Source organism: Flavobacterium sp. AG291 (genome assembly GCF_003350375.1).
GTDB lineage: Bacteria > Bacteroidota > Bacteroidia > Flavobacteriales > Flavobacteriaceae > Flavobacterium > Flavobacterium suzhouense.
The window spans coordinates 48,869-71,077 of sequence record NZ_QQAR01000017.1; the positions used below are offsets into that span (position 1 = coordinate 48,869).

General features: G+C 37.4%; 26 protein-coding genes. 13 read left to right on the forward strand and 13 right to left on the reverse strand.

The window, feature by feature from the left end:
- Positions 1-19: 19 nt before the first annotated feature.
- The 7 genes from DEU42_RS15825 to rpsF all read right to left on the reverse strand — a co-directional run bounded on the left by DEU42_RS15825 (position 20) and on the right by rpsF (position 6,289).
- On the reverse strand, positions 20-1,027 hold the full coding sequence (locus tag DEU42_RS15825) for a hypothetical protein (RefSeq protein WP_114759307.1): 1,008 nt from the start codon (positions 1,025-1,027) through the stop codon (positions 20-22).
- A gap of 2 nt (positions 1,028-1,029) precedes the next feature.
- A complete protein-coding gene (locus DEU42_RS15830; protein WP_114759308.1) occupies positions 1,030-2,478 on the reverse strand; it encodes an MBOAT family O-acyltransferase in 1,449 nt (482 codons plus the stop codon).
- A gap of 23 nt (positions 2,479-2,501) precedes the next feature.
- On the reverse strand, positions 2,502-4,505 hold the full coding sequence (ligA, locus tag DEU42_RS15835; protein ID WP_114759309.1) for an NAD-dependent DNA ligase LigA: 2,004 nt from the start codon (positions 4,503-4,505) through the stop codon (positions 2,502-2,504).
- A 100-nt stretch (positions 4,506-4,605) separates the two neighbouring features.
- Positions 4,606-5,073 (reverse strand): DUF6495 family protein, encoded by a 468-nt coding sequence (locus DEU42_RS15840; protein ID WP_114759310.1) that lies wholly within the window; start codon positions 5,071-5,073, stop codon positions 4,606-4,608.
- 113 nt (positions 5,074-5,186) lie between these two features.
- A complete protein-coding gene (gene rplI, locus DEU42_RS15845; protein WP_114759311.1) occupies positions 5,187-5,633 on the reverse strand; it encodes a 50S ribosomal protein L9 in 447 nt (148 codons plus the stop codon).
- A 15-nt stretch (positions 5,634-5,648) separates the two neighbouring features.
- Positions 5,649-5,945, reverse strand: coding sequence for a 30S ribosomal protein S18 (gene rpsR / locus DEU42_RS15850; protein ID WP_020211613.1), 297 nt, complete (start codon positions 5,943-5,945; stop codon positions 5,649-5,651).
- A 2-nt stretch (positions 5,946-5,947) separates the two neighbouring features.
- The gene (rpsF, locus tag DEU42_RS15855) at positions 5,948-6,289 is read right to left on the reverse strand and encodes a 30S ribosomal protein S6 (RefSeq protein WP_114759312.1); all 342 of its coding nucleotides are present in this window, start codon (positions 6,287-6,289) and stop codon (positions 5,948-5,950) included.
- 173 nt (positions 6,290-6,462) lie between these two features.
- On the opposite strand from rpsF, the gene DEU42_RS15860 reads away from it, so the two are divergent.
- A complete protein-coding gene (locus DEU42_RS15860) occupies positions 6,463-7,155 on the forward strand; it encodes a LytR/AlgR family response regulator transcription factor (protein ID WP_114759313.1) in 693 nt (230 codons plus the stop codon).
- 42 nt (positions 7,156-7,197) lie between these two features.
- On the opposite strand, the gene priA is transcribed toward DEU42_RS15860, so the two are convergent.
- The 4 genes from priA to nadC form a co-directional block, all read right to left on the reverse strand.
- Positions 7,198-9,645, reverse strand: a complete 2,448-nt coding sequence (gene priA / locus DEU42_RS15865; RefSeq protein ID WP_114759314.1) for a primosomal protein N' — start codon at positions 9,643-9,645, stop codon at positions 7,198-7,200.
- Between the two features lie 166 nt (positions 9,646-9,811).
- Positions 9,812-10,240, reverse strand: a complete 429-nt coding sequence (locus tag DEU42_RS15870) for a DUF2147 domain-containing protein (protein WP_114759315.1) — start codon at positions 10,238-10,240, stop codon at positions 9,812-9,814.
- 21 nt (positions 10,241-10,261) lie between these two features.
- Positions 10,262-11,188: a YihY/virulence factor BrkB family protein gene (locus DEU42_RS15875; protein ID WP_114759316.1), complete on the reverse strand. Its 927-nt coding sequence runs from the start codon at positions 11,186-11,188 to the stop codon at positions 10,262-10,264.
- On the reverse strand, positions 11,188-12,045 hold the full coding sequence (gene nadC, locus DEU42_RS15880) for a carboxylating nicotinate-nucleotide diphosphorylase (RefSeq protein WP_114759317.1): 858 nt from the start codon (positions 12,043-12,045) through the stop codon (positions 11,188-11,190). The genes DEU42_RS15875 and nadC overlap by 1 nt, the downstream gene beginning before the upstream one ends.
- 145 nt (positions 12,046-12,190) lie before the next feature.
- On the opposite strand from nadC, the gene DEU42_RS15885 reads away from it, so the two are divergent.
- From DEU42_RS15885 to DEU42_RS17755, 5 genes are all read left to right on the forward strand, one after another.
- On the forward strand, positions 12,191-13,105 hold the full coding sequence (locus DEU42_RS15885) for an HNH endonuclease (RefSeq protein ID WP_114759318.1): 915 nt from the start codon (positions 12,191-12,193) through the stop codon (positions 13,103-13,105).
- Entirely contained in the window at positions 13,089-13,820 is a 732-nt protein-coding gene (locus DEU42_RS15890; protein WP_114759319.1) for a hypothetical protein, read from the forward strand. Before DEU42_RS15885 ends, DEU42_RS15890 begins: the two co-directional genes overlap by 17 nt.
- A 90-nt stretch (positions 13,821-13,910) precedes the next feature.
- Positions 13,911-14,378: a hypothetical protein gene (locus DEU42_RS15895; protein ID WP_114759320.1), complete on the forward strand. Its 468-nt coding sequence runs from the start codon at positions 13,911-13,913 to the stop codon at positions 14,376-14,378.
- A gap of 117 nt (positions 14,379-14,495) precedes the next feature.
- Positions 14,496-14,849: a hypothetical protein gene (locus DEU42_RS15900; RefSeq protein ID WP_114759321.1), complete on the forward strand. Its 354-nt coding sequence runs from the start codon at positions 14,496-14,498 to the stop codon at positions 14,847-14,849.
- A gap of 45 nt (positions 14,850-14,894) precedes the next feature.
- Positions 14,895-15,029, forward strand: a complete 135-nt coding sequence (locus DEU42_RS17755) for a hypothetical protein (protein ID WP_255418268.1) — start codon at positions 14,895-14,897, stop codon at positions 15,027-15,029.
- Here the strand turns inward: DEU42_RS17755 and DEU42_RS15905 are convergent.
- Together DEU42_RS15905 and DEU42_RS15910 are read right to left on the reverse strand one after the other, a co-directional pair.
- Entirely contained in the window at positions 15,026-15,934 is a 909-nt protein-coding gene (locus DEU42_RS15905; RefSeq protein WP_114759322.1) for a bifunctional metallophosphatase/5'-nucleotidase, read from the reverse strand. The two genes, DEU42_RS17755 and DEU42_RS15905, sit on opposite strands and share 4 nt — an antisense overlap.
- A 2-nt stretch (positions 15,935-15,936) precedes the next feature.
- Complete coding sequence (locus DEU42_RS15910; RefSeq protein WP_114759323.1) at positions 15,937-16,716, reverse strand: 5'-nucleotidase C-terminal domain-containing protein; 780 nt, start codon at positions 16,714-16,716, stop codon at positions 15,937-15,939.
- A gap of 50 nt (positions 16,717-16,766) precedes the next feature.
- Between DEU42_RS15910 and DEU42_RS15915 the strand changes: the two genes are divergently transcribed.
- The 7 genes from DEU42_RS15915 to DEU42_RS15945 all read left to right on the forward strand — a co-directional run bounded on the left by DEU42_RS15915 (position 16,767) and on the right by DEU42_RS15945 (position 22,098).
- Positions 16,767-17,285: a DUF6913 domain-containing protein gene (locus DEU42_RS15915; protein WP_114759324.1), complete on the forward strand. Its 519-nt coding sequence runs from the start codon at positions 16,767-16,769 to the stop codon at positions 17,283-17,285.
- Between the two features lies 1 nt (position 17,286).
- Positions 17,287-18,165, forward strand: coding sequence for a 4-hydroxy-tetrahydrodipicolinate synthase (gene dapA, locus DEU42_RS15920; RefSeq protein ID WP_114759325.1), 879 nt, complete (start codon positions 17,287-17,289; stop codon positions 18,163-18,165).
- Positions 18,166-18,198: 33 nt separating this feature from the next.
- Entirely contained in the window at positions 18,199-18,711 is a 513-nt protein-coding gene (locus DEU42_RS15925; protein ID WP_114759326.1) for a ferritin, read from the forward strand.
- A 153-nt stretch (positions 18,712-18,864) separates the two neighbouring features.
- On the forward strand, positions 18,865-19,671 hold the full coding sequence (locus DEU42_RS15930; RefSeq protein WP_114759327.1) for an outer membrane protein assembly factor BamD: 807 nt from the start codon (positions 18,865-18,867) through the stop codon (positions 19,669-19,671).
- A gap of 7 nt (positions 19,672-19,678) precedes the next feature.
- Positions 19,679-19,996 carry a DNA-directed RNA polymerase subunit omega gene (locus DEU42_RS15935; protein WP_114759328.1) on the forward strand — a complete coding sequence of 106 codons (318 nt, stop codon included), beginning with the start codon at positions 19,679-19,681 and terminating at the stop codon, positions 19,994-19,996.
- A 7-nt stretch (positions 19,997-20,003) separates the two neighbouring features.
- Positions 20,004-21,215 (forward strand): bifunctional phosphopantothenoylcysteine decarboxylase/phosphopantothenate--cysteine ligase CoaBC, encoded by a 1,212-nt coding sequence (gene coaBC / locus DEU42_RS15940; RefSeq protein WP_114759329.1) that lies wholly within the window; start codon positions 20,004-20,006, stop codon positions 21,213-21,215.
- Positions 21,208-22,098, forward strand: a complete 891-nt coding sequence (locus DEU42_RS15945; protein WP_114759330.1) for a DUF4835 family protein — start codon at positions 21,208-21,210, stop codon at positions 22,096-22,098. Before coaBC ends, DEU42_RS15945 begins: the two co-directional genes overlap by 8 nt.
- The last annotated feature ends 111 nt before the right edge of the window (positions 22,099-22,209 follow it).

Here is a 22,209-nt window from a genome sequence, read left to right on the forward strand (position 1 = left end):
AAGAGTTTTGATATAAAACTTACTGTGTGTAAATTTCCTTCATGATTTTTTTAGCAACCTGTGGCCTGTAGTGTGACGATTCGTAATAATTTCTGTAATCATTAGTAATGTCATTAATTCCTGAAAAATCATAAACAGTTTCTTTTCCAAATAACTTTATCAGATATGCTATGTCATCTTCATTGAGTTTCTTTTGGTCATAAAGAGGGTTGATTATGATCTTATAATTTGTGCCTTGTTTCTTAAATATCGTGGCTATAGTATTAAGTAGTTCTTTTTGTCTTTCTTTAATTACCTGAGGAGCATAATTTTGAACTGTATCTCTCTTATAAAACACTTTCATGCGCTCGGGTGTATAGAATTTACCTTCTTCAATTTCTTTGTCTACAATTGTATAACGCATTTCGTTAGTGCGTTTGTCATATAAGAAATGCTCTTCATCCAGAGTAGCTTTAGTCATGTAAGGTTTAATTTTTCCTGTTATTGTGTATTCAATGTATCCCGGGAAGAATTTATAGTTATAAAAAGTTTTTAAGAACTGTAGATGAAAATTAGCGGTATTCTCATAGGAAGTTAATTGAGGAGAGATAACAAAAAGGTGCCCGTCAAGGCTTTCGGCTCTATTTAATATCATGTGATCCACAATTAACAAGACATTATTTAACTTTTCTCCTTTTGAATCAATGTATTCTATCTTTTTACAAATGCCATATATAGTTTCGGCAGAAGCATCAAAATGATAAGCTTTGCTCTCTACCGGTATATATTTTTTCCATTCATCAATGCCATAAATTATAGAGCGCGAGTTTCCGAATATAAAAGAATCGTAATGCTCCGTCTTATACTGGTTTTCATATGTAGTAGTGCTTACGTAATCCTTATTTAGAGGAAAACTGATTTTTTTTTCAGAGTCATAAAAGCTATCATAATGCCATATTACTTTAAACGGATCCTTCCAAACATAAAAAAGCAGCACAACCAATAAAGGAGTGATAAATTTGAGAAATAAGATTAATAGCTTTTTCATGATTAAAACTGAAAATATATGAATTGTTGTTCTTTGCCGCCATATAAAACGATTGCAGCAATAAGGACATAATAAAATGTCCATCGGGCCGGACGTTTCCAGTTAAGTCCAAAAGTTTTAAGAGCATGAGGTTGTTCCCTGCCAATCCATTCAATAAACAGGAAAACCAGTGTTACACCAATCAAAAGCATGGCGATCTTTTTTTCTTCAAAATCAGGCGCCAGGAAAAGAGAGCTGGAAAACAATTTTCCGATGTAGCTAAAGGCATGCGTTATGTTTTCCGACCTGAAAAATATTCTTGAAAAGGCTGTTAAACCAAAAGTAATCACAATACCTGAGAACTCTCGGAAAGTAGGCATTAATTTGCCTTTGGCAACTATTTCAATATTCTTTCTATGTGTGTTTGTTAAGATGAGCGGTAAAAAGTATATAGCATTGATCGTTCCCCAGGCTATAAATGTCCAGTTGGCTCCATGCCAAAAACCACTCAGAATGAAAACGATAAAAATATTTCGTATCATTTTAGGAGTATTGGTTTTGCTACCACCAAGCGGAATATAAACATAGTCCCTTAACCAGCTGGATAATGAAATATGCCATCTCCTGTAAAATTCTGCGATGTCCCGGGAGAAATATGGATAAGCAAAATTGCGTAACAGATCTACTCCAAAAAGACGCGCTGTACCAATTGCAATATCCGAATAGCCTGAAAAATCGCCATACATCTGGAATGTAAAGAATAATGCTCCAAAAGCAAGACTGCTGCCATTCAGTTCGTCAGAATTATTAAATATCTGATTGGCATACTGAGCGCACTGATCGGCGATTACAATTTTTTTGAATAGCCCCCAGAGTATCTGACGGAGGCCATCTTTCATGTTATCCAGATTAAAAACGCGTTCGCGTTTTAGCTGAGGCAATAGGTGTGTGGCCCGTTCAATAGGTCCTGCTACCAGCAAAGGGAAGAAGCTCACGAAGAGCGCATAGTCTATAAAGTTTTTTTCTGCGGTAATTCTGCCTTTGTATATGTCTATAACATAGGATAATCCGTGAAAAGTATAAAATGAAATACCTACAGGCAAAATAATATTTAGAGTGGTGGTATGAACCGTTAGTCCAAAGTTGGCAACTGCCTGTGCAAAGCTTTCGACAAAAAAGTTATAATATTTAAAAACTCCAAGGAATCCCAGGTTTATGAGGATGCTGAGCCAAAACCAGAATTTTTTATTTTTCTGGCTTTTGCAGTTTTCCATTTTCAATCCTGTGAAGTAATCTAATAGTGTAGAAAACATCAGTAGAAAAAGAAAACGCCAATCCCAGCACGCATAAAAAAAGTAGCTGGCTACAAAAAGAAGTATATTTTGATATCGAAGATTTTTAGGACCTATCCACCAATAGAGTAAAAAAACTAATGGCAGGAAAACAGCAAATTGTATGGAGTTAAAGAGCATTTCTTTTAAAGTTTCTGAGGGGCTTAGTTACTAAGCAATTCTAAGAAATCATTTTCGCTAATAATCGCTACACCAAGTTGCGTTGCTTTCTCTAGTTTTGCAGGTCCCATATTATCGCCGGCTACTACATAATGTGTTTTAGAAGAAATAGAGCTTCCTACTTTACCGCCATTGTCCTCGATGGTCTTCTTCAGGTCGTCACGGGAGAATTTCTCAAACACTCCTGATACCACAAAGGTTTTTCCGGTAAGCTTATCACTTACTGTCGTATCGGCTGTAGCTACTGTTTCCAACTGAACACCATAACCTTTAAGGCGCTCAACGATTTTGCGGTTCTCTTCATTTTCAAAGAAAGCGATAACGCTTTGCGCTATACGTTCGCCAATCTCATCCACAAGTATCAGATCCATCAAGGATGCATTCGCCAGATTATCAATAGACTTATAATGTTTTGCCAGTTTTTTGGCTACGGTTTCACCAACATAACGGATACCTAATGCATATAGCACACGCTCAAACGGTACTTGTTTTGATTTCTCAATACCGTCAATAAGATTTTGCGCCGACTTGTCAGCCATACGCTCTAACGGAATCACCTGTTCTTTTTTCAGGTCATATAGGTCGGCATAATTGTGTACGAGGTCTGCATTATACAGCAGGGCAACGGTTTCTCCACCAAGGCCTTCAATATCCATTGCTTTACGCGAAATATAGTGTTGCGTTCGCCCAATGATCTGTGGCGGACAACCATAGAAGTTAGGACAATAGTGCTGCGCTTCGCCTTCTTTGCGTTCTAAAGGTGTATCGCACTCAGGGCATTTATCAATATAAATTGTCGGTGTTGAATCTTCCTGACGTTTGGTAAAATCTACAGCAATAATTTTAGGTATGATCTCACCTCCTTTTTCAACGAATACTTCGTCGCCAACACGAACATCGAGTTTCTCTATTTGGTCGGCATTGTGAAGCGATGCGCGTTTTACAATAGTTCCGGCAAGTTGTACAGGTTCAAGGTTGGCAACAGGTGTTATAGCTCCTGTTCTTCCTACCTGATAAGATATTGAGTTAAGGCGTGTGGTAACACGTTCTGCTTTAAATTTATAGGCAATGGCCCAACGTGGTGATTTGGCAGTGTAGCCAAGCTCATCCTGTTGGTGCAGGTCATTTACTTTGATAACTACGCCATCAGTTTCGTACGGGAGGTCATGGCGGTGTGTGTCCCAATGATCAATAAAGGCAAACACGTCGTCCATGCTTTTGGCAAGTTCTGATTGCTTCGGTACTTTAAAACCCCATTGGCGCGCTTTCTCAAGTCCTTCAAATTGTGTTTCAAATGGCAGGTTGTTACCTACCACAAAATATAGTAAACAGTCAAGAGGGCGTTTCGCTACTTCGGCACTGTCCTGAAGTTTTAAGCTGCCCGATGCTGTATTTCTAGGGTTAGAATATGGCGTTTCGCCAATTTCTATCAGCTCCTGGTTCATTTTAGCAAATCCCTCTAATGGAAGGATTATCTCGCCGCGTATTTCAAATTTTTCAGGATAATTGTTGCCTTTCAGTTTTAAAGGAACAGCTTTAATAGTTTTGATGTTGGTCGTAACCTCGTCCCCCTGAAAACCGTCGCCTCGGGTTACGGCTTTAGAAAGCACTCCATTTTCATAAGTAATGCTTATGGAAGCACCATCATATTTTAATTCGCAAACATATTCTACCTTATCAGTACCCAAACCTTTCTGTACACGTTTTTCCCACTCCTGCAATTCTTCTTTAGAATAACCGTTGTCAAGTGAGTACATGCGTCGCTCATGTACAATAGTATTGAAGTTTTTGGTTATGGCTCCGCCAACACGCTGGGTAGGGGAGTTTTCGTCAAAATATTCAGGGTACTTATCTTCAAGGGTCTGTAACTCTTTGAGCTTCATGTCAAACTCAAGGTCACTTATGGTAGGATTGTCTAATACGTAGTAATTATGATTGTGTTGGTTAAGCTCTTCGCGCAGTGCCTGAATGGTTTCAAGGATATCCATGTATCAAATGTTTGTTTGCCCTGCTAATTTAACCAACTTTCCGAAAATCACTAGTATTATAAATGATGAATTTAAATAAAAAATCGCCCTAAGGCGATTTTTAAAACATATCTTCTATCTGTCCGTACAGTACACCATCACTCAGTATGGCGCCCTGTTCTATCAGACTGAATATTTCGGCTTTTCGGTCTTCGCCAAAGGCTTTTTTACCACGTGTAAGATGTACTTCGTCTGAGAAAATATTCTCGTTAAGCCATATCAGTCCGCTTTCGGTCATAAAGTCGGCAGGAGTGTTGTGTGCATGTATAACGATGCTTTCCATTCCTTCCTGATCAAGTTTAAAAAGAAAGATATGGTTTTTGGAATAATGCTCCAGCCATTCTGCTTTTTCCAGAACGCTGTCCCATATCATATCTGAAAAAACATCGATTTCCTGTTCGGCTACTTCGGCCTTTTCTTCTTTCAGTTTGTCCCATTCTGCTTTATCGATCTGCTGCGAGGCCAGAAAACGTACAAATTCAGGGTGAAGTTCTTCCAGTTGTTGTTTGGTAAGTCTTGCGTATTTCATAGTGTAAGTTGCAAATTTTCAAAGCGGCAAAGTTACAAAGTTCATTGTGGCTTTGAAATGTGTGTAAATAAAAAAGCCTCCCAAAAGGAAGGCTTTTCATATAATTCTGAAAATTACTGTTGTGCTTCAGCAACGATTTCGTAAGCAAGCTCAACGATAACATCACGGTGAAGTCTTACGTTAGCAGTATATTTACCTGTACGTTTAACGATTCCGCTAGTGATGTATTTTTTCTCGATTGGCTGACCAGCTTTCTCAAGAGCTTCAGCGATATCAGCATTGGTTACAGAACCAAATAGTTTCTCGCCACCTGCTTTAGCAGTAATTTTTATTTCAAGGGCTTTAAGAGCTTCAGCAGTTTTCTTAGCGTCATCTACTAATTTTTGCTCTTTAAAAGCACGTTGTTTTAAGTTTTCAGCTAGTATTTTTTTAGCTGTTGGAGTTGCCATAGTAGCAAATCCTTGAGGTATTAGGTAGTTACGGCCATATCCGGCTTTAACTGTAACTACATCGTCCTTAAATCCTAGATTTTGAACGTCTTGCTTAAGTATAAGTTCCATTACAATGACTAGTTTTTATTTTAATAAATCAGCCACATATGGCATTAATGCTAAATGACGTGCTCTTTTTACTGCTACAGAAACTTTTCTCTGGTATTTTAGAGAAGTACCTGTTAAACGACGAGGAAGGATTTTACCTTGCTCGTTAACGAATTTCAATAGGAAATCAGGATCTTTGTAATCAACATATTTGATTCCTGATTTTTTGAAACGACAATACTTTTTAGTTTTGTTTGTCTCTATGTTTAGAGGCGTAAGATATCTGATATCTCCGTCTTTTTTGCCTTTAGCTGATTGCTCTATTGTAGACATAATTAGTTTGCTTTAGATTTTAGTTTTTCCCTTCTTCTTTCTGCCCAAGATACAGCGTGTTTGTCAAGAGCAACAGTTAAGAAACGCATAACTCTCTCGTCACGACGGAACTCAGTTTCAAATCCGATTAGGATATCAGCCGGAGCTTCAAATTGGAAAAGCGTGTAGAATCCGCTTTTTTTGTTTTGGATTTCATAAGCCAGTTTTTTAAGGCCCCAATCCTCTTTTGATACCATTTTGGCTCCACGTGAAGTAAGGTAATCTTCAAACTTACTTACTGTTTCCTTTACCTGAGTTTCAGATAAAACGGGATTCAAAATGAAAACAGTTTCATAGTGATTCATAATACAAAGTATTTATTTGTTATAAAATTGGGTGCAAAAATAGTAATTTATATTTAATGCGCAATCATAAAATTTGATTTTCCTTGTGTTAAAAAACGGTTTTTTTATTTATATTTGTATTCTTCCAGCCCAAAAAGAAAAAATTTACTGAATATTCTAATTAATAAAAGCCAATGAAACTAAACTGTGTTGTTGTCGATGATAGTACAATACATAGGATAACCATCGCTAAACTGGTTAATGAACACCCGGACCTTACTCTTGTGGGAGATTTTTCCAATGCGTCGGAAACCAGGAGCTGCATCCTTAATAAGAATGTAGACTTGCTTTTTCTTGATATAGAGATGCCGGTACAGAGTGGATTTGACCTGTTAGATGGCCTTAAGACAAGGCCCCAGATTATCTTTGTGTCTGCGAAATCAGATTATGCTTTAAAGGCTTTTGATTATGCAGCAGTTGATTATTTGCATAAGCCTATTACAAAAGACCGCTTTAATAAAGCTGTTCAAAAGGCTATTGAAGCTGCGCAACGCAAAAAAGAAACGGTTGAAGATGATGGTGATTTTATCTTTATAAAAAGTAATCTTAAAAACTTTAAGATCTTCATATCAAAAATAAAATGGATTGAAGCTTTTGGTGACTATGTAAAGTTAAACACTGAAGACGAAACCCATCTTGTATTGTCTACTATGAAATCTTTTGAAAGCGAATTGCCTTCAGAGAAATTTCTAAGAGTACATAAATCGTTTATTATTAATATAGATAAGGTTGATCGTTTCAATAGTAAATTTGCTGAGATTGGTAATACTAAAATACCGCTTAGCCGAAATAAAAAAGAAGATTTGGCGAAAGCTCTGAATAAATAAAATAAAAACCGAAGCACTTAACTTCGGTTTTTTTTATGTCTTCTAATATGGGTCTACATTTATGGTTACTCTTACAGGTCTGTACTGTGGCACGGCTTCAAAGCTGGAAAGTGTTCTTTCAATATTCTTTTTTGTATTACCCAACGGCATACCTCCGGGAATCTTTATCATTATGGTGCGGATGTATTCATTCCTTATCCTGTTTATGCCGGGTTCTTCGGGGCCCAGTACCGGAACACCAATATTCTGATTAAGCACATTATAGAGCCATAATGCACTGTCTTTTAATTTCTCGTAATCCTTATGACGTAAAGTGATTCTTATAAGTCTGTAAAATGGAGGGTATTTAAAGTTGTGTCTTTCATATACCTGTTCTTTGTACATGGCGGTATAGTCATTGGTGGTAACCTGCTGAATGATATTGTGCAAAGGGTTGTACGTCTGGATGTAAACTTTTCCTCTGACGTCTTTTCGTCCTGCGCGTCCTGCTACCTGTACCATCATCTGATAAGCGCGTTCGAAAGCACGGAAATCCGGTTGATATAACATATTATCGGCATTCATGATACCGACCATGCCTACGTTATCAAAATGCAGTCCTTTGGCAAGCATCTGCGTACCAACCAAAATATCTATCTCACGGTTTTTAAAAGAGTCTATTATTTTTTCATACCCATGCTTGCCACGTGTAGTGTCCTGATCCATTCGCCACGAATTCTTATTCGGGAAAAGTGACTTCAGTTCCATTTCAATTTGTTCTGTTCCGAAGCCTTTGGTGTTAAGGTCGGTGGAATGGCATTTATGGCAATTGGTGGGATTGGCGATATTGTACCCACAGTAATGGCATCGGAGGGCATTCTTGTACTTATAGTAAGTAAGGCTTACATCGCATTGTGGACATTGCGGAACGTGGCCACATGTCATACATTCTACCCAGGGAGAAAAACCCCTGCGGTTTTGGAATAGTATAACCTGCTTTCCATTATATAGGGTTTCGGCAATCGCATCGATCATCTCATCACTGAAATGCCCAGTCATGCGTTTGCGTTTGTATTTGTCTTTAAGATCTATTAATATAATTTCAGGAGGCATTACGTTTCCGAAACGCTCCCTTATTTCAACATAGCTATACTTGCCATGCGAAGCATTGTAATAGGTTTCTATACCCGGAGTTGCCGAGCCAAGCAATACTTTTGCCTGATGGGCGTTGGCTAAAACTACTGCCGCATCGCGGGCATGATATCGTGGAGCAGGGTCAACTTGTTTAAATGTTTGTTCGTGCTCCTCATCAATAATGATAAGTCCTAAATCTGAGAAAGGCAGGAATAAAGCTGATCGCGCTCCGATTACAACCTTTGCCTTTTCCGATCCTGATAATACCTGTTGCCAGGTTTCCACACGTTCGTTGTTGGTGTATTTAGAATGGAAAACGGATACCTCATTGCCAAAATAAGCGGTTAACCTTACGACTAACTGGGTGGTCAGGGCGATCTCGGGTAACAGGTAAAGTACCTGTTTTCCGGTGGCAATGTATTCTTCTATTAGTTTTATATAGATTTCTGTCTTACCGCTAGAGGTAACTCCGTGTAATAGTGTGACATCCTTTTGTATAAAACTCGTTTTTATTTCTTCAAAAGCCTGCTGTTGTTTCGGGCTTAGAGCAAAGCCTGCTTCGTCTGAACCTTCAAATTGAACGCGGTCTTCTTCGAGGTGATATTCTACAAAAATGCCTTTGTCAATCAGGGACTTTATAACTGCTGCAGTTGTACCTGCTTCGGTAAGCATTTTAACTGAGATTGCTTTCTTCTCTGTAGCCTGTAGCTGAAAGAACTGCATAACGGCCTCACGTTGTTTTTGGGCACGTGAGAGTAACTCCATGAGTTCGCTTAGCTGCTCCTGTTGCATGAACTCTTCCTGCAAACGGATGTAGCGAATAGTCTTTGGCTTGTATTTTTCGTTGATCTCTTCCTGAAGCGATACTGCATTTTTTGCAATCATCCTGTTAAGGACCGGTAATACCGTTTTTTTATTGAGTATCGAAACCACCTCCTGCACTTTTAATGCCGATTGCTTTTGCAATGCTTCGTAAATAAGGTATTCGTCATCTGATAGCTCTTCATCCTGAACATTGAAGTCAGGGCGTGAAGAGATGATGGTTTCGCTTTCCAGAAGGAAGCTGCTGGGCATGGCACTTTTGTACACTTCACCAATACTGCACATGTAGTAAGAAGCGATCCATTGCCAGTGGTCAATCTGTTTTTGGGTAACCAAAGGGTAGTCGTCCAGTATTTGATGGATGTCTTTTGCTTCATAAAGTTGTGGAGGAGTCTGGTGTTTGGTAAGTACCAGTGCTGTGTATATTTTGTTTCTTCCGAAAGGAACTGCTACACGCATACCAGTCTGTAAAAAGGCATATTCAGCCTCATTAACGGAGTAGGTAAAAGATTTGGCAAGCGCCAGTGGCAGTACAACTTCTATGAAAAAAGGCATATACAGGATTTGAACTACAAATATAAGATAAAGCCCCCTAACCCCCAAAGGGGGAATTTTTTGAATCTGATCGAAAAAAAACACCTCCGTCAGGAAGTGTTTATATTTTTAAAGTACTAACAGCAACAGTAGAAACTGTCAACTGAATACTGTGACTGCTAACTTTTTATTTAACTCTGTGCCACGTTTGAGAACGACCAAGCAGGGAAATACCCATATAGCCGCGTACGCTAAGTTTATCTTTACCGTCCAGTTTTATGGTACAGCTGTATAGTTTACCTTTGTTAGGGTCAAGGATATCACCATCGGTGTATTCGTCACCATCTTTGGTAAGTCCTTTGATTATTATAAGGTTAAGAATTGGCTTTCCTTTATCGGAGCCTGAACATTTATCGCATTTAGCGTCTTTTTTGGCAGGATTAAGGATCTCAACTACTTTACCGTAGATTTTCCCGTTCTGCTCGTAAATCTCTACAATAGATTTTTCTTTTCCGGTTTCGTCGTCAATGGTCTTCCATCGGCCTGTAACCTGCGCACTAACAGACATAATGCCTGCTACAACAACGAATAAGAATGTAAAAATTGCTCGTTTCATAAAAATGCTTTTTAGTTTTTGTTAAATATATAAATTTTTTCGTTTTAATTTATGAATAAGCGCGTTTAATTCGAAGCCTAACAACAGAATAAAACAGTTTATCCATATGTAAAGCATTAATACAAGGAGCGTGCCAATAGATCCGTAAAGCTGGTTGTATTTGGCAAAACGTAAAACGTAAATTCCAAATCCATAGGAAGTTAAACCGAATAATACCGTACTTAATACCGACCCATAGCTAAAGAAAGCAGCGGTTCGGGTTTCCTTTGCGGCATATTTGAAAAGGAGAGAAGTTATGGTAAGCACCATTAATATAAGTATGGCATAACGGCCAAATTTCAGCAGGTAAACGTCGTCACTTAAAAAGCCCCTGGATATTAAACTATGAATAACAACCTCTATGGTTACAATAGATGCTACAGTAACTATTAGCAGTATAGCAAAGAAAAGGGACAGCCCTATAGCGACAGCATACTGTCGGAAGTAAGTTCGTTTTATGGTAATATGAAGGCTGCTCTGAAAGCCGCTCAATATGGCATTCATACCGTTGCTCATAAGGAGGATGGCAAAAAGGATACCGAAGGATAACAATCCGCTCTGACTGTTACTAAGGATATCTTTAAGGATGCCTTCAATCGCGCCATAGGTATTGGGTGGAACATTGTCGGCTACAAATTCCATGAAATCAGCCTCAAAACCTTCAAGAGGAATGTATGGAATAAGATTCAGCAGGAAAAGCGCAAACGGAAACAGTGACATGAAAAAGCTGAAAGCAATTGCTCCGGCACGATAAGAGATATCTCCCTTTATGATGCCGGTTATGTACAGCTCCAGAAGATGGTAAAGGGTAAGCCCTTCGCCAAACGGTATTTTGATGCTTTTGCCGAAACGTACAATATGCTTAACAACGGGAATCCGCTCGAGTTTATGTTCCAGTTCTATTGACATTAAAATGCTTTTAGGCTAAGGTCCATATTGTAGATAGAATGCGTCAGCGCGCCCGAAGAGATGTAATCAACACCACACTCGGCATAGTGGCGCATTGTCTGCTCGTTAATACCTCCCGATGATTCCGTCTGGCAGTAATCGCCAATCAGGGCAACAGCTTCACGGGTTTGATCGTAATCAAAATTATCAAGCAATATGCGATATACGCCAGGATTCGAAATGATCTCGCGCACTTCCTCCAGGTCGCGTGCCTCAACTATGATCTTCAAATCAAGGTTATTGGCTTTAAGGTATTCCTGTGTTTTTTGGATGGCAGGAGTAATGCCGCCGGCAAAGTCAATGTGGTTGTCTTTAAGCATTACCATGTCGTAAAGCGCAAAACGGTGGTTTTCGCCACCACCTATTTTTACGGCCCATTTCTCGATCGCACGGATGCCCGGAGTAGTCTTACGGGTATCAAGCACTTTAGTGCCTGTGCCTTCCAACAGTTTTACATAGCTGGCAGTTTTGGTAGCAATAGCACTCATACGCTGCATGGCGTTAAGTACCAGCCTTTCGGCTTTAAGTATGCTTTGCGACGACCCCGAAACGTGAAACGCCACGTCGCCGTGGGTTACCGGAGTTCCGTCGTGTATAAAAACTTCTATTTGTAATTGTGGATCTACATAGTTAAAAACCTGTTGGGCAAAAGTTACCCCGGCAAGGATACCGTTATCTTTAACCAGCAGTTTTGCTCTTCCTGTAGCCGAAGCCGGTATACAGGCCAGCGAACTGTAATCACCGGGACCTACGTCTTCACGGATGGCATTGGCGATAATAAGCTGTAATTCGTGCTGAAATTGGGTTTCAGAAATCATTGTAATTATTTAGTAGGGCTAAAATAAGGTTTTTTTTGGAAATGGGGTTTTATTTAACGGTGAGGTTTTAGATTAATAATATACCTATTAATGGGGATGTTTTCGTGTTAAAGTTTTGGTTATGTTCGTTAAATAATATTACTAAATGTTTGCAATATCTCCTACCGATAAAGATTGGTATAATTACTTAAAACAAAATCAATTCAATTCATATATTAACTTTTGGACACCAACTCCTTGGAATATTTCTCGTCTCAAAGAAGGTAATAGGTTGTATTTTATGCTAAAATCACCCATAAGAAAAATTGGTGGTTTTGGTGAATTTGTTGAGTATAAAAATATGACAGCGGAAGCAGCATGGAATGAATTTGGTTATAGAAATGGTAGAGAATCTAAAGCTGATTTTTTAAATGGAATACAAAAGTATATTGATAAGAATAGTGATAAGTATGGTAAAAGATTGCTTAATTCATTTTCATATCAAATTGGCTGTATAGTTTTAAAAAATTGTCAATTTTGGGATGAGGAATATTATAAATTACCAGCTGAATATAACATTGAATTTGCAAATCAAGTTGTAACTATTAAATATTATGAAGAATATGATTCTTTTCTTCAGTCTGATTTTGAGAATGATAGTTTTGATTTAGTGCAAGAGCCACGTGAAAGGAAAAAGCAATTAACTAATATCAGAAATGGGCAAGGGGCTTTTAAAGGGAAAATTTTAAAGGCATATAGAAATGCTTGCTGTGTGACCGGTGAAACCATTCCGGAACTTTTGGAAGCGGCACATATTCAGCAATATAAAAGTAAAACATCTAATCATGTACAGAACGGTTTACTTTTAAGGGTTGATATACACAGGCTTTTTGATAATAATTTGATTTTTATTGATGGTGATTATGTTATTCATGTTAGTGATTTGGTTGGAAATGAATATTATAAAAGGTTTGATGGTAAGAAAATAACTCTCCCAGATATTGAATCAGAATATCCATCTACTGAAGCTTTAGAATTAAAAAGAGAAGAATTTAGAAAAGAATATGGAAATAGTAAGTAAAAAGGAAGTTTTAAAACTAGTTAATGTGATAATCATTGCCACATTAATTGGCATTGCTGTGCCTGTAATACTGTATATAATAAATTTTGGTGATGAAAAAATTTCTAAATCATCAGCTGATTGGGGTACTTTTGGTGACTTTATAGGTGGTGTTATGGGGACTATTTTAAATTTGATAACTGCTTTTTTATCATTGATAAGTGTTTATATAACCTTAAAAATTGCAATTAGGATACATGAAAATGAAATTAAATATAATCAAGATAATATAATTCGTGAACAAGAAAGATTTGAAAAAGAAATAGAATTAACACATGCTCAAAGTAAACCTTATCCTTATATAGATGTAATTACGTTTATATCCAAAACTGAAATATCAATTGCTAATTATGGAACAGGTCCTTTAATAATAAAAGAATTTAAAGTTATTTACAAAAATAATGATGAATTTTTACACTTGTTTGCTTTGTTATTTAACAAAGCGAACGACTGTATTAATAATCTAGAAGTGTTTTATGATGATACTGAGACACATGTAATTTCGCCCGGTAAGTCCAAACAGTTAATATTATTAGAAAGAGGAGACAATGTTGATAATTTAAAAAATGAAGGATATCAAAAAATATGTAAAGAGATTCTAATGGATTCCAAAATATTTATTGTTTATGAAGATATTTTTGGAAATCAAAATTCAGGCTTATTTAATATAGTATAATATTTTTCCCATATCTAAAACAAACGTTAAGTATATGTCGGCTTTTAGATTTTTCGCTTCTCCAAATAACAAAACGACTATATTTACCCCATGCAAGATTTACTCAAAGAAGAAGAATTCCTACAGCCCAAATACAATCCCTGGCGATTGTTTCTTAAGTTTTATGGTATAGCCATTGTGCAGGTGATGTTATTACAGGTGGTAACATCTTTTTGGCTGACTGATCTTAATGGTATAGTTTTGTTTTTGATTTTTCTGTTGCTGCCATTGCTGATGGCGGTAGTTATGTTTACGTCAGATAGCAATAACTTTTTTATTGAGCGGAAAGTAAAGATACTGGCTTTAACAGGGTTTGCTTTAAGCTATGCTATATCTAACCTTGTTATAAACATGTTTAAGATTGTATTTTTACGGCCATCTTTTTCACCTATTGATCTATATGCGCTATTATGGTCGAGTGTTGTGTATTTTGTAATTGAGCTTTTATTTTCCTTTGGAGTTATTTACATGACTTCTGCTTTGGTAAAGCGAAGAAGTAAGGTTATTGTGAAAGAATAATTCGACTTATTAACAATATTAACAGCTTTATTGTTTATAACTGTCATTAAATTGTTAATAACGGTTGTGTGTTAAGATTTTATTAGTATTTTAGAGCACCATTAAAATCATTACACTATGAGGAACTACTACTTTATTGTATTGCAGCTCCCGGAAAGTTGTAAGTCGGGATTTGAAGATGTACTGAAGGAAACTGAAAACTTTTTGGCAAAGGCGGCTCAAAGCGTCGCAGAAAAAGAAGCAAAATTGCTAAGTATGCGCTGCGGCGATACCGGGTCCTGCGAAGACCTTCGCAACCACTTAGAAACCACTACTGATTTTAACACTTATCTGCTGCTCGAGATCCCTCTCGAGGAATATGAAGTACACGAAGCTATTATTTTTCAGAAAGCAGCCGAGCTTCTTTATACCGGCAGCGAAGCTGAACTTATTGATAAAGACGAAAGGTTTGAACTGATTACTGCGGCATAATATTTTCAAATTTACACTATCGAAGCAAAAAAATATATTTGTTTCATGGAAGATCTATTAAAAGAAGAAGAATTTTTAGCTCAAAAAGACAATTATAATCCGTGGAAAGGGTTTCTTCTTTTTTATGAGATTACCGTATTGTATTTTATTGATACGTTGGATAAAGCTAAAGAAGCTTAAACCACAATTGTCTTCCCTTTAGATGATATTTTTCCTTCTTCAAAATAAAAGTCAATTCTGCCAAGGTTAAGTCCGTAGCAGCCTACCTGGTTTACCAATACTTCTTTGCCTTCGGTGTTTTTTTCGATATAAGGTTTGGTAAGGAAAGTGTGGGTATGTCCGCCAATAATAAGGTCGATGTCTTTAGTGTTACGTGCCAGCGTAAGGTCGGATATTTTAGAGGTTTCATCTTTGTACATAAATCCAAGGTGCGACAGGCATATTACCAAATCGCATTTCTCATTGTGGCGCAGTGTGCGCGCCATATCCTGTGCTACACCAAGCGGATCGTTATAAACGGTTTCCTGATAGTTTTTCTTTTCTACAAGTCCGAACAGTTCAATCCCTAACCCGAATACGCCGATTTTAATATCGTCTTTTATAAAGATCTTATAAGGTTTTACCAGTCCGTCGAGAATGGTATTCTTAAAATCATAGTTGGCCGATACGAATTCAAACTTTGCGTGAGGTAATTGTTTTTTAAAACCTTCAAGGGCATTGTCAAAATCATGGTTGCCCATTGTTGCCAGGTCGTACTGCATCATGCTCATGAGTTTGAATTCGAGTTCGCCACCATAAAAATTAAAGTAGGGGGTTCCCTGAAAAATATCTCCGGCATCTAAAAGCAGGGTGTTTGGATTTTCCTGCCTGATTTGCTGTATTACAGCCGATCTTCTTGCTGCGCCGCCCATGTTTGGGTATTTAGGGTCGTCGGCAGGGAACGGGTCAATATGGCTATGCACGTCATTAGTGTGCAGTATGGTTATTTTTTTTATTGTAGGAGAAGTAAAGCTGCTTAGTGATAACCCGCCCATTGCCAATGCTGAAGCAGCAGCTGTTTTTTGTATAAAGTCCCTTCTGTTCATGGCTATTTGGTTATTATATGTTGGGTGGTTATTACCGGCAGGGTATCAGTCTCTTTAAAATAATCTATATAAAGGTCACGCAATTTATAATTAAGGTCGTAGATGCCTTCATTGGTTGCGAAAAACTGCATATTGTCGCCACCACCTATCAGGTAATCTATTGAAGCGATATAGTACGTTTGCTCATTTTCTAAAGGTTTGCCCTGTATAGTTATTGTGGTAACCTGATTCTCTGAATTAAGGGTTAAGGTTATCCCTGCCAGTGGATGTGGCCTGCCTTCACGGGCGATATAGGCAGCCATCTCACGAATTTGCATTCCTTTCAGGGCTACAACTTTCAGGCTGTTTTCGAAAGGCATGATTTCGTAGGCGGTTTGTTGTGTTACGGGGCCTTTTGGTATGATGGAACGGATGCCTCCATGATTGAGTATACAGGCGTCTACGTGTTTTTTCTCCGAATTATAAAACAGTTTGTCGGCTTTTTTAAAAGTAGCTTCGGCTAACATGTTGCCGATTGTGGTATTCCACTTACCTTTGCTTTTGTCAAATGTTTCGGGAGCGTAAGAAATGACTGCGCTTAAAGCCTTTGTAATAGTGTCTCTATAGGGAGAAATGTAATTTTCTATGGTATTATCCTGCGATAATGTTGCATTTATGCTTGTTTTTGATGCTTCTACACGGGTATTATACAGTCCGGCAGTGCTACAGGCTATAAATAGTGGTATTGTTAAAAATAAAACAAACCTCTGAAAGGCTGTGTTATACTTTCTTGCTAATGTCATTGTGATGACCGTTATTTGAATTAATTTTGTAATCGACAAGTAAAAGTACTATGTTTTTAAAGTTTATTAAAGATTTTGCCCTTAAAAAGATAATTAAGAAAAGTTTAAGCGGGTATAAACCCGTTGCAGATTCAGAGATTATTAATTCGGTCGGGATCCTTATAGATGAAAGTTATTTTTCTGATAGAGAAAGTCTTATATCCGATTTGGTTGCCAACGGTATAAATGAAGAAAATATTAAGACGCTTAGTTTTAAAGAGCGTGTAAAAAAGAAAGAAGTAATAGAGTATTGTCATTATACCCGCAGGGATATATCGGCATCCGGTGTGTTTACAAAAGAAGATGTGGCGGAATTTATAAATGAGCCGTTTGATATGCTTATCAGCTACTATGATATTGAAAAAGCACCTTTGCTGCTGGCAACAATAAAATCGAAAGCGAAATTTAAAGTAGGTTTTGCCAGTGTAGACAAACGCCTGAATAACTTTATGATAAGCAGTCAGGTAGAAAAACATGCTGAGTTTATCTCAGAATTAATTAAATATTTAAAAATCCTAAATAAAATTTAACATGCAGTCATTAACAGGAACGGGCGTTGCGCTAATTACTCCGTTTAAAAAAGACTTTTCAGTAGATGTTGAGGCACTGGAAAGAATCGTGAACTATCAGGTAGATGGTGGTATAGACTATCTTGTAGTATTAGGTACTACAGCAGAAGCTGCCACTCTTACCAAAGATGAGAAGGAACTTGTTATAAAGACCGTGTTAAAGGCTAATGCAGGCAGGCTGCCTGTGGTGCTTGGTGTTGGCGGAAACAATACTGCTGAGGTTGTTGAAGAACTTAAAACGCGTGATCTTTCAGCTTTTGCTGCTATACTTTCGGTTTCTCCTTATTATAATAAGCCAACACAGGAAGGTATTTACCAGCATTTTAAAGCAGTTGCCGAAGCATCTCCTATTCCTGTGATCTTATATAATGTTCCGGGACGTACAGCAAGCAATATGCTTCCAGCTACAGTTATCCGTCTTGCAAACGATTTTAAAAATGTTGTAGCAATTAAAGAAGCAGCTGGAGACATTGTTCAGGCCATGAAGCTAATTCAGGGGTGTCCAAAGGACTTTCTTGTAATCTCAGGTGACGACATGGTTACGCTTCCAATGGTTCTTGCCGGTGGAGCAGGGGTAATTTCTGTAATTGCAGAAGGCTTTCCTAAAGATTTCTCTGATATGGTACGTCTTGGCCGTGAAAGAAAAGTTGATGAAGCGTACAAACTACATTATAAACTAGCCGATGCTATCGATATGATTTTTGAGCAGGGTAACCCGGCGGGCATTAAATCGGTATTCAGTCATTTAGGACTTTGTGAGGATGTTGTAAGGCTTCCTCTAGTAACTGTTAACGAAGATTTAGCAGGCAGATTGGGTGATTTTGTTAAAAAAATCAGTTAATTTGTATAGATAATAACACTAAAACAGTTTACTATGCTATCGGATAAAATGCAGGCAGCGCTCAATGAGCAGATCAGGATGGAAGCAGAGTCTTCCCAGATTTATTTAGCTATGGCTTCATGGGCCGAGATTAAAGGTTTTGAAGGTATTGCACTTTTTATGTTCAGACAGTCTGACGAAGAAAGATTGCATATGCTTAAACTTTTGAAATATGTAAACCAACGCGGAGGTGAAGCTGTTATTTCTGCTCTTGAAGAACCAAAACTGGACTATTCTTCAATCAGGGCGCTATTCAGGCAACTTTACGAACATGAAGTAAAAGTTTCGGCAAGTATTAATGAACTTGTTGATATTGCACTCACAAGCAAGGATTATGCTACGCATAATTTCCTTCAATGGTATGTCTCTGAGCAGATTGAAGAAGAAGCGAGTGCTAAGGTAATCCTGGATAAAATTGATCTTATCGGAGATGATAAAGGTGGTCTTTATCTGTTTGATAATGATATGAAAAATTTTACAGCAACATCGCACGATATTGTGCAATAAATAGCATAAAAATAAGTTTTAAGGAAGATGCCTGTTAAAGGCATCTTTTTTTATGGTCATTAGACTGTAAAAAAGATTTTGTATTCAATAATTATTAACTAATTTTGCAGTTGCTTTTAAAACAGCCGCTGCTTTGCAGCATAACTAACTAATATGACAAGATATTTTTATATACTTTTTTTTGCATTAGCACTTACATCGTGTAGTGAGTTTCAGACAGCCCTTAAGAAAGACGATGTTAAGATGAAATATGAAGTAGCTGAAAAGCTGTATGAAAAAGGTAAATATACTAAAGCTATACGCCTTTTTGAACAGATAGCTCCTTCATACAGAGGTAAGCCTCAGGCAGAAAAAATGTTTTATATGTATTCTCAGGCATTGTACAAGACAAAGCAGTATTATACAGCAGGTTATCAGTTTGAAAGTTTTACGGCAGGTTATCCGAGAAGTGAGAAAGTAGAGGAAGCGGCATTTTTAGGAGCTAAAAGTTATTATATGCTTTCACCGGTATATTCTTTGGATCAGGTTGATACTTATAAAGCTTTGGATAAACTTCAGAGTTTTGTAGATAATTATCCTAATTCGCAGTACATGGCAGAAGCTAATGCACTTGTGAAAGAATTGAGAGATAAGCTTGATAAAAAAGCTTTTGAGATTGCAAAACAGTACAATACGATTTCGGATTATAATGGAGATCATAATGCTGCAATCAAAGCGCTGGATAATTTTATTATAGATCATCCGGGAACTATATACAAAGAAGACGCTTTGTTTTACAAATTCGATTCTTCTTACCGTTTGGCAATAAACAGTATATGGACAAAAATGGCTGAACGTCTGGAAGCAGCGAAAGTTAATTACAATGCGTTGGTTAAATTTAACCCGCAAACAAAATACAAAGATCAGGCAGATAAGATGCTTGCCAGAATAGATACTGAATTACAAAAATTTTCTAAATAAACGAGTCATGGATTTAAAGAAAACAACTGCTCCGGTTAACACAATTACCTATAACAAGAATGTAATTGAAGAGCCTACAGGTAACGTGTACGAAGCAATTACCATTATCGCGAGAAGAGCTAACCAGATCAATACTGAAATCAAAAAAGAATTGATAGAGAAGCTTGAGGAATTTGCGACTTACAATGATAGCCTTGAGGAAATTTTTGAAAACAAAGAACAGATAGAGGTTTCTAAGTTTTACGAAAAACTTCCAAAGCCTCACGCTTTGGCTGTTCAGGAATGGTTAGAGGATAAAATATCTTACAGAAGAGAAAATAAATAATTACAGTATGTCTGTTTTAAGCGGTAAAAAAATTTTACTCGGCATTTCCGGGGGTATTGCCGCATACAAAACAGCCTCGCTGGTAAGGCTTTTTATAAAAGCAGGCGCTCAGGTGCAAGTCATTATGACGCCTGCTTCTAAAGACTTTGTTACACCCCTTACATTGTCTACCCTTTCCAAAAATCCGGTTCATTCTTCTTTCTTTAATGAAGAAGATGAAAATGCGGTATGGAATAACCACGTAGATCTTGCACTTTGGGCCGATCTTTTTCTAATTGCTCCGGCTACAGCCAACACACTTTCTAAAATGGTTTCGGGCAATTCGGACAATCTTTTACTTGCAACTTATCTTTCGGCTAAATGTCAGGTTTATTTTGCCCCGGCAATGGATCTTGATATGTACAAACATCCGTCTACTTTATCTAGTTTCAATGCTTTACAGTCATTTGGGAATATAATGATTCCGGCCGAAAGCGGAGAACTTGCCAGTGGTCTTTCAGGCGAGGGCAGGATGGCTGAACCTGAAAATATTGTTGCCTTTTTAGAAGCTGATCTTGAAAGCAAATTACCTTTACGAGGAAAAAAAATACTTATAACTGCAGGTCCTACATACGAACCTATAGATCCCGTGCGTTTTATAGGTAATCATTCTACCGGAAAAATGGGGTTTGATATTGCAAAAGTGGCCGCTGATGAAGGTGCAGAGGTTGTTTTGGTTACGGGGCCTACTCATTCAAAGATGACACATTCATCTGTAAAAGTAGTTAATGTAACATCTTCGGAAGAGATGTATCATGCCTGCCATGAATATTTTGACGATGTGGATGCTGCCGTTGCAGCTGCTGCCGTTGCTGATTACAGGCCTAAATATGTGGCTCCGCAAAAAATTAAAAAGAGTGACAGCAACCTTACTTTGGAGTTAGAAAAAACAAAGGATATACTTTCTTCGCTTGGTGAAAAGAAAAAAAATCAGTTTTTAATTGGTTTTGCTCTTGAAACTGAAAATGAAATTGAGAATGCAAAACTGAAGATTAAGAAAAAAAACTTAGATTTGATTGTTTTAAATTCTCTTAATGATGAAGGGGCAGGTTTTGGTAAACCTACTAATAAAGTAACCTTCATAGATAAGGATTTTAACGAAGTGCCTTTGGAACTTAAAACGAAAGAAGAAGTTGCGCAGGATATTATAAATAAGATTAAAACGCATTATAATGTATAAATGGCTAGTGGCGGTATTATTTATGTTTGGCTCAGTGGTAAATGCCCAGGAACTGAACTGTACTGTTAAGATTAATTATGATCGTGTTACTGATGCTAATACGCAGATTTTTAAAACGCTTGAACGTGCACTGAATGATTTTGTAAACAATACACGTTGGACCTCAAGGAATTTTGAAACAAATGAGCGTATTGAATGCTCAATGATTATCAATGTTTCGGGTTATGATGCGCCTGGTTTTACAGCTACATTACAGGTTCAGTCTTCAAGACCGGTTTATAATTCTACTTATTCTTCTCCTATCTTTAACTTTAACGACAAGGATTTTAATTTTAGGTATAACGAAGGAGATAATCTTATTTATAATCCAAACAGCGTTGATAGCAATAACCTTGTTGGTGTAATTGGTTTCTATGCAAATATTATTATTGGTTTAGATGCAGATTCTTTCCAAAAAGGAGGCGGCACTGAATACTATAAGGCAGCCCAAAATCTTGCTAGTCTTGGCGCCGGTAGCGGCTATAAAGGATGGGGGCAACAAGAAGGAACTAACCAAAACAGGTATTTCCTTGTAAATGATCTTTTATCAAATACATTTACACCTTTCAGGGATACTTTGTATGAGTATCATTTTTTAGCTCTTGATAAAATGGCAGACGACCATAAAAAAGCAAAGGAAGAAGTGATAGCCTCTTTAAAAACTTTGGCCAAAGTACAAAGTGTTCGTCCAAATGCTTTTTTGACCAGGGTATTTTTTGATGCAAAGTCAGACGAAATTGTTTCTATGTTTTCAGGAGGACCTACAGTAACTTTAACTGAACTTTTAGAGAACTTAAATAAACTCTCGCCTACCAATGGTTCTAAATGGAGCCAAATACGATAGATTATATGTGAGAGTCGTCCTAAATATATAGCCTGCACTTATTGCAGGCTTTTTTATTTGCATGGCTTTTATTCTTATTTATTGCTAAATGTTATATTTGTATAGTATTAT

Bases quoted from the DNA above. Each gene is read 5' to 3' on its own strand.
- nadC (WP_114759317.1), bottom strand. From the start codon at position 12,045: ATGATTTCTGAAACCCAATTTCAGCACGAATTACAGCTTATTATCGCC.
- DEU42_RS17755 (WP_255418268.1), top strand. From the start codon at position 14,895: ATGGAAGATCTATTAAAAGAAGAAGAATTTTTAGCTCAAAAAGACAAT.
- ligA (WP_114759309.1), bottom strand. From the start codon at position 4,505: ATGGATATCCTTGAAACCATTCAGGCACTGCGCGAAGAGCTTAACCAA.
- rpsR (WP_020211613.1), bottom strand. From the start codon at position 5,945: ATGTCTACAATAGAGCAATCAGCTAAAGGCAAAAAAGACGGAGATATC.
- rplI (WP_114759311.1), bottom strand. From the start codon at position 5,633: ATGGAACTTATACTTAAGCAAGACGTTCAAAATCTAGGATTTAAGGAC.
- DEU42_RS15870 (WP_114759315.1), bottom strand. From the start codon at position 10,240: ATGAAACGAGCAATTTTTACATTCTTATTCGTTGTTGTAGCAGGCATT.
- DEU42_RS15825 (WP_114759307.1), bottom strand. From the start codon at position 1,027: ATGAAAAAGCTATTAATCTTATTTCTCAAATTTATCACTCCTTTATTG.
- DEU42_RS15840 (WP_114759310.1), bottom strand. From the start codon at position 5,073: ATGAAATACGCAAGACTTACCAAACAACAACTGGAAGAACTTCACCCT.
- DEU42_RS15915 (WP_114759324.1), top strand. From the start codon at position 16,767: ATGTTTTTAAAGTTTATTAAAGATTTTGCCCTTAAAAAGATAATTAAG.
- DEU42_RS15905 (WP_114759322.1), bottom strand. From the start codon at position 15,934: ATGAACAGAAGGGACTTTATACAAAAAACAGCTGCTGCTTCAGCATTG.
- DEU42_RS15875 (WP_114759316.1), bottom strand. From the start codon at position 11,188: ATGTCAATAGAACTGGAACATAAACTCGAGCGGATTCCCGTTGTTAAG.
- coaBC (WP_114759329.1), top strand. From the start codon at position 20,004: ATGTCTGTTTTAAGCGGTAAAAAAATTTTACTCGGCATTTCCGGGGGT.
- DEU42_RS15860 (WP_114759313.1), top strand. From the start codon at position 6,463: ATGAAACTAAACTGTGTTGTTGTCGATGATAGTACAATACATAGGATA.
- dapA (WP_114759325.1), top strand. From the start codon at position 17,287: ATGCAGTCATTAACAGGAACGGGCGTTGCGCTAATTACTCCGTTTAAA.
- DEU42_RS15910 (WP_114759323.1), bottom strand. From the start codon at position 16,716: ATGACATTAGCAAGAAAGTATAACACAGCCTTTCAGAGGTTTGTTTTA.
- priA (WP_114759314.1), bottom strand. From the start codon at position 9,645: ATGCCTTTTTTCATAGAAGTTGTACTGCCACTGGCGCTTGCCAAATCT.
- DEU42_RS15935 (WP_114759328.1), top strand. From the start codon at position 19,679: ATGGATTTAAAGAAAACAACTGCTCCGGTTAACACAATTACCTATAAC.
- DEU42_RS15890 (WP_114759319.1), top strand. From the start codon at position 13,089: ATGGAAATAGTAAGTAAAAAGGAAGTTTTAAAACTAGTTAATGTGATA.
- DEU42_RS15885 (WP_114759318.1), top strand. From the start codon at position 12,191: ATGTTTGCAATATCTCCTACCGATAAAGATTGGTATAATTACTTAAAA.
- DEU42_RS15930 (WP_114759327.1), top strand. From the start codon at position 18,865: ATGACAAGATATTTTTATATACTTTTTTTTGCATTAGCACTTACATCG.
- DEU42_RS15945 (WP_114759330.1), top strand. From the start codon at position 21,208: ATGTATAAATGGCTAGTGGCGGTATTATTTATGTTTGGCTCAGTGGTA.
- DEU42_RS15900 (WP_114759321.1), top strand. From the start codon at position 14,496: ATGAGGAACTACTACTTTATTGTATTGCAGCTCCCGGAAAGTTGTAAG.
- DEU42_RS15895 (WP_114759320.1), top strand. From the start codon at position 13,911: ATGCAAGATTTACTCAAAGAAGAAGAATTCCTACAGCCCAAATACAAT.
- rpsF (WP_114759312.1), bottom strand. From the start codon at position 6,289: ATGAATCACTATGAAACTGTTTTCATTTTGAATCCCGTTTTATCTGAA.
- DEU42_RS15830 (WP_114759308.1), bottom strand. From the start codon at position 2,478: ATGCTCTTTAACTCCATACAATTTGCTGTTTTCCTGCCATTAGTTTTT.
- DEU42_RS15925 (WP_114759326.1), top strand. From the start codon at position 18,199: ATGCTATCGGATAAAATGCAGGCAGCGCTCAATGAGCAGATCAGGATG.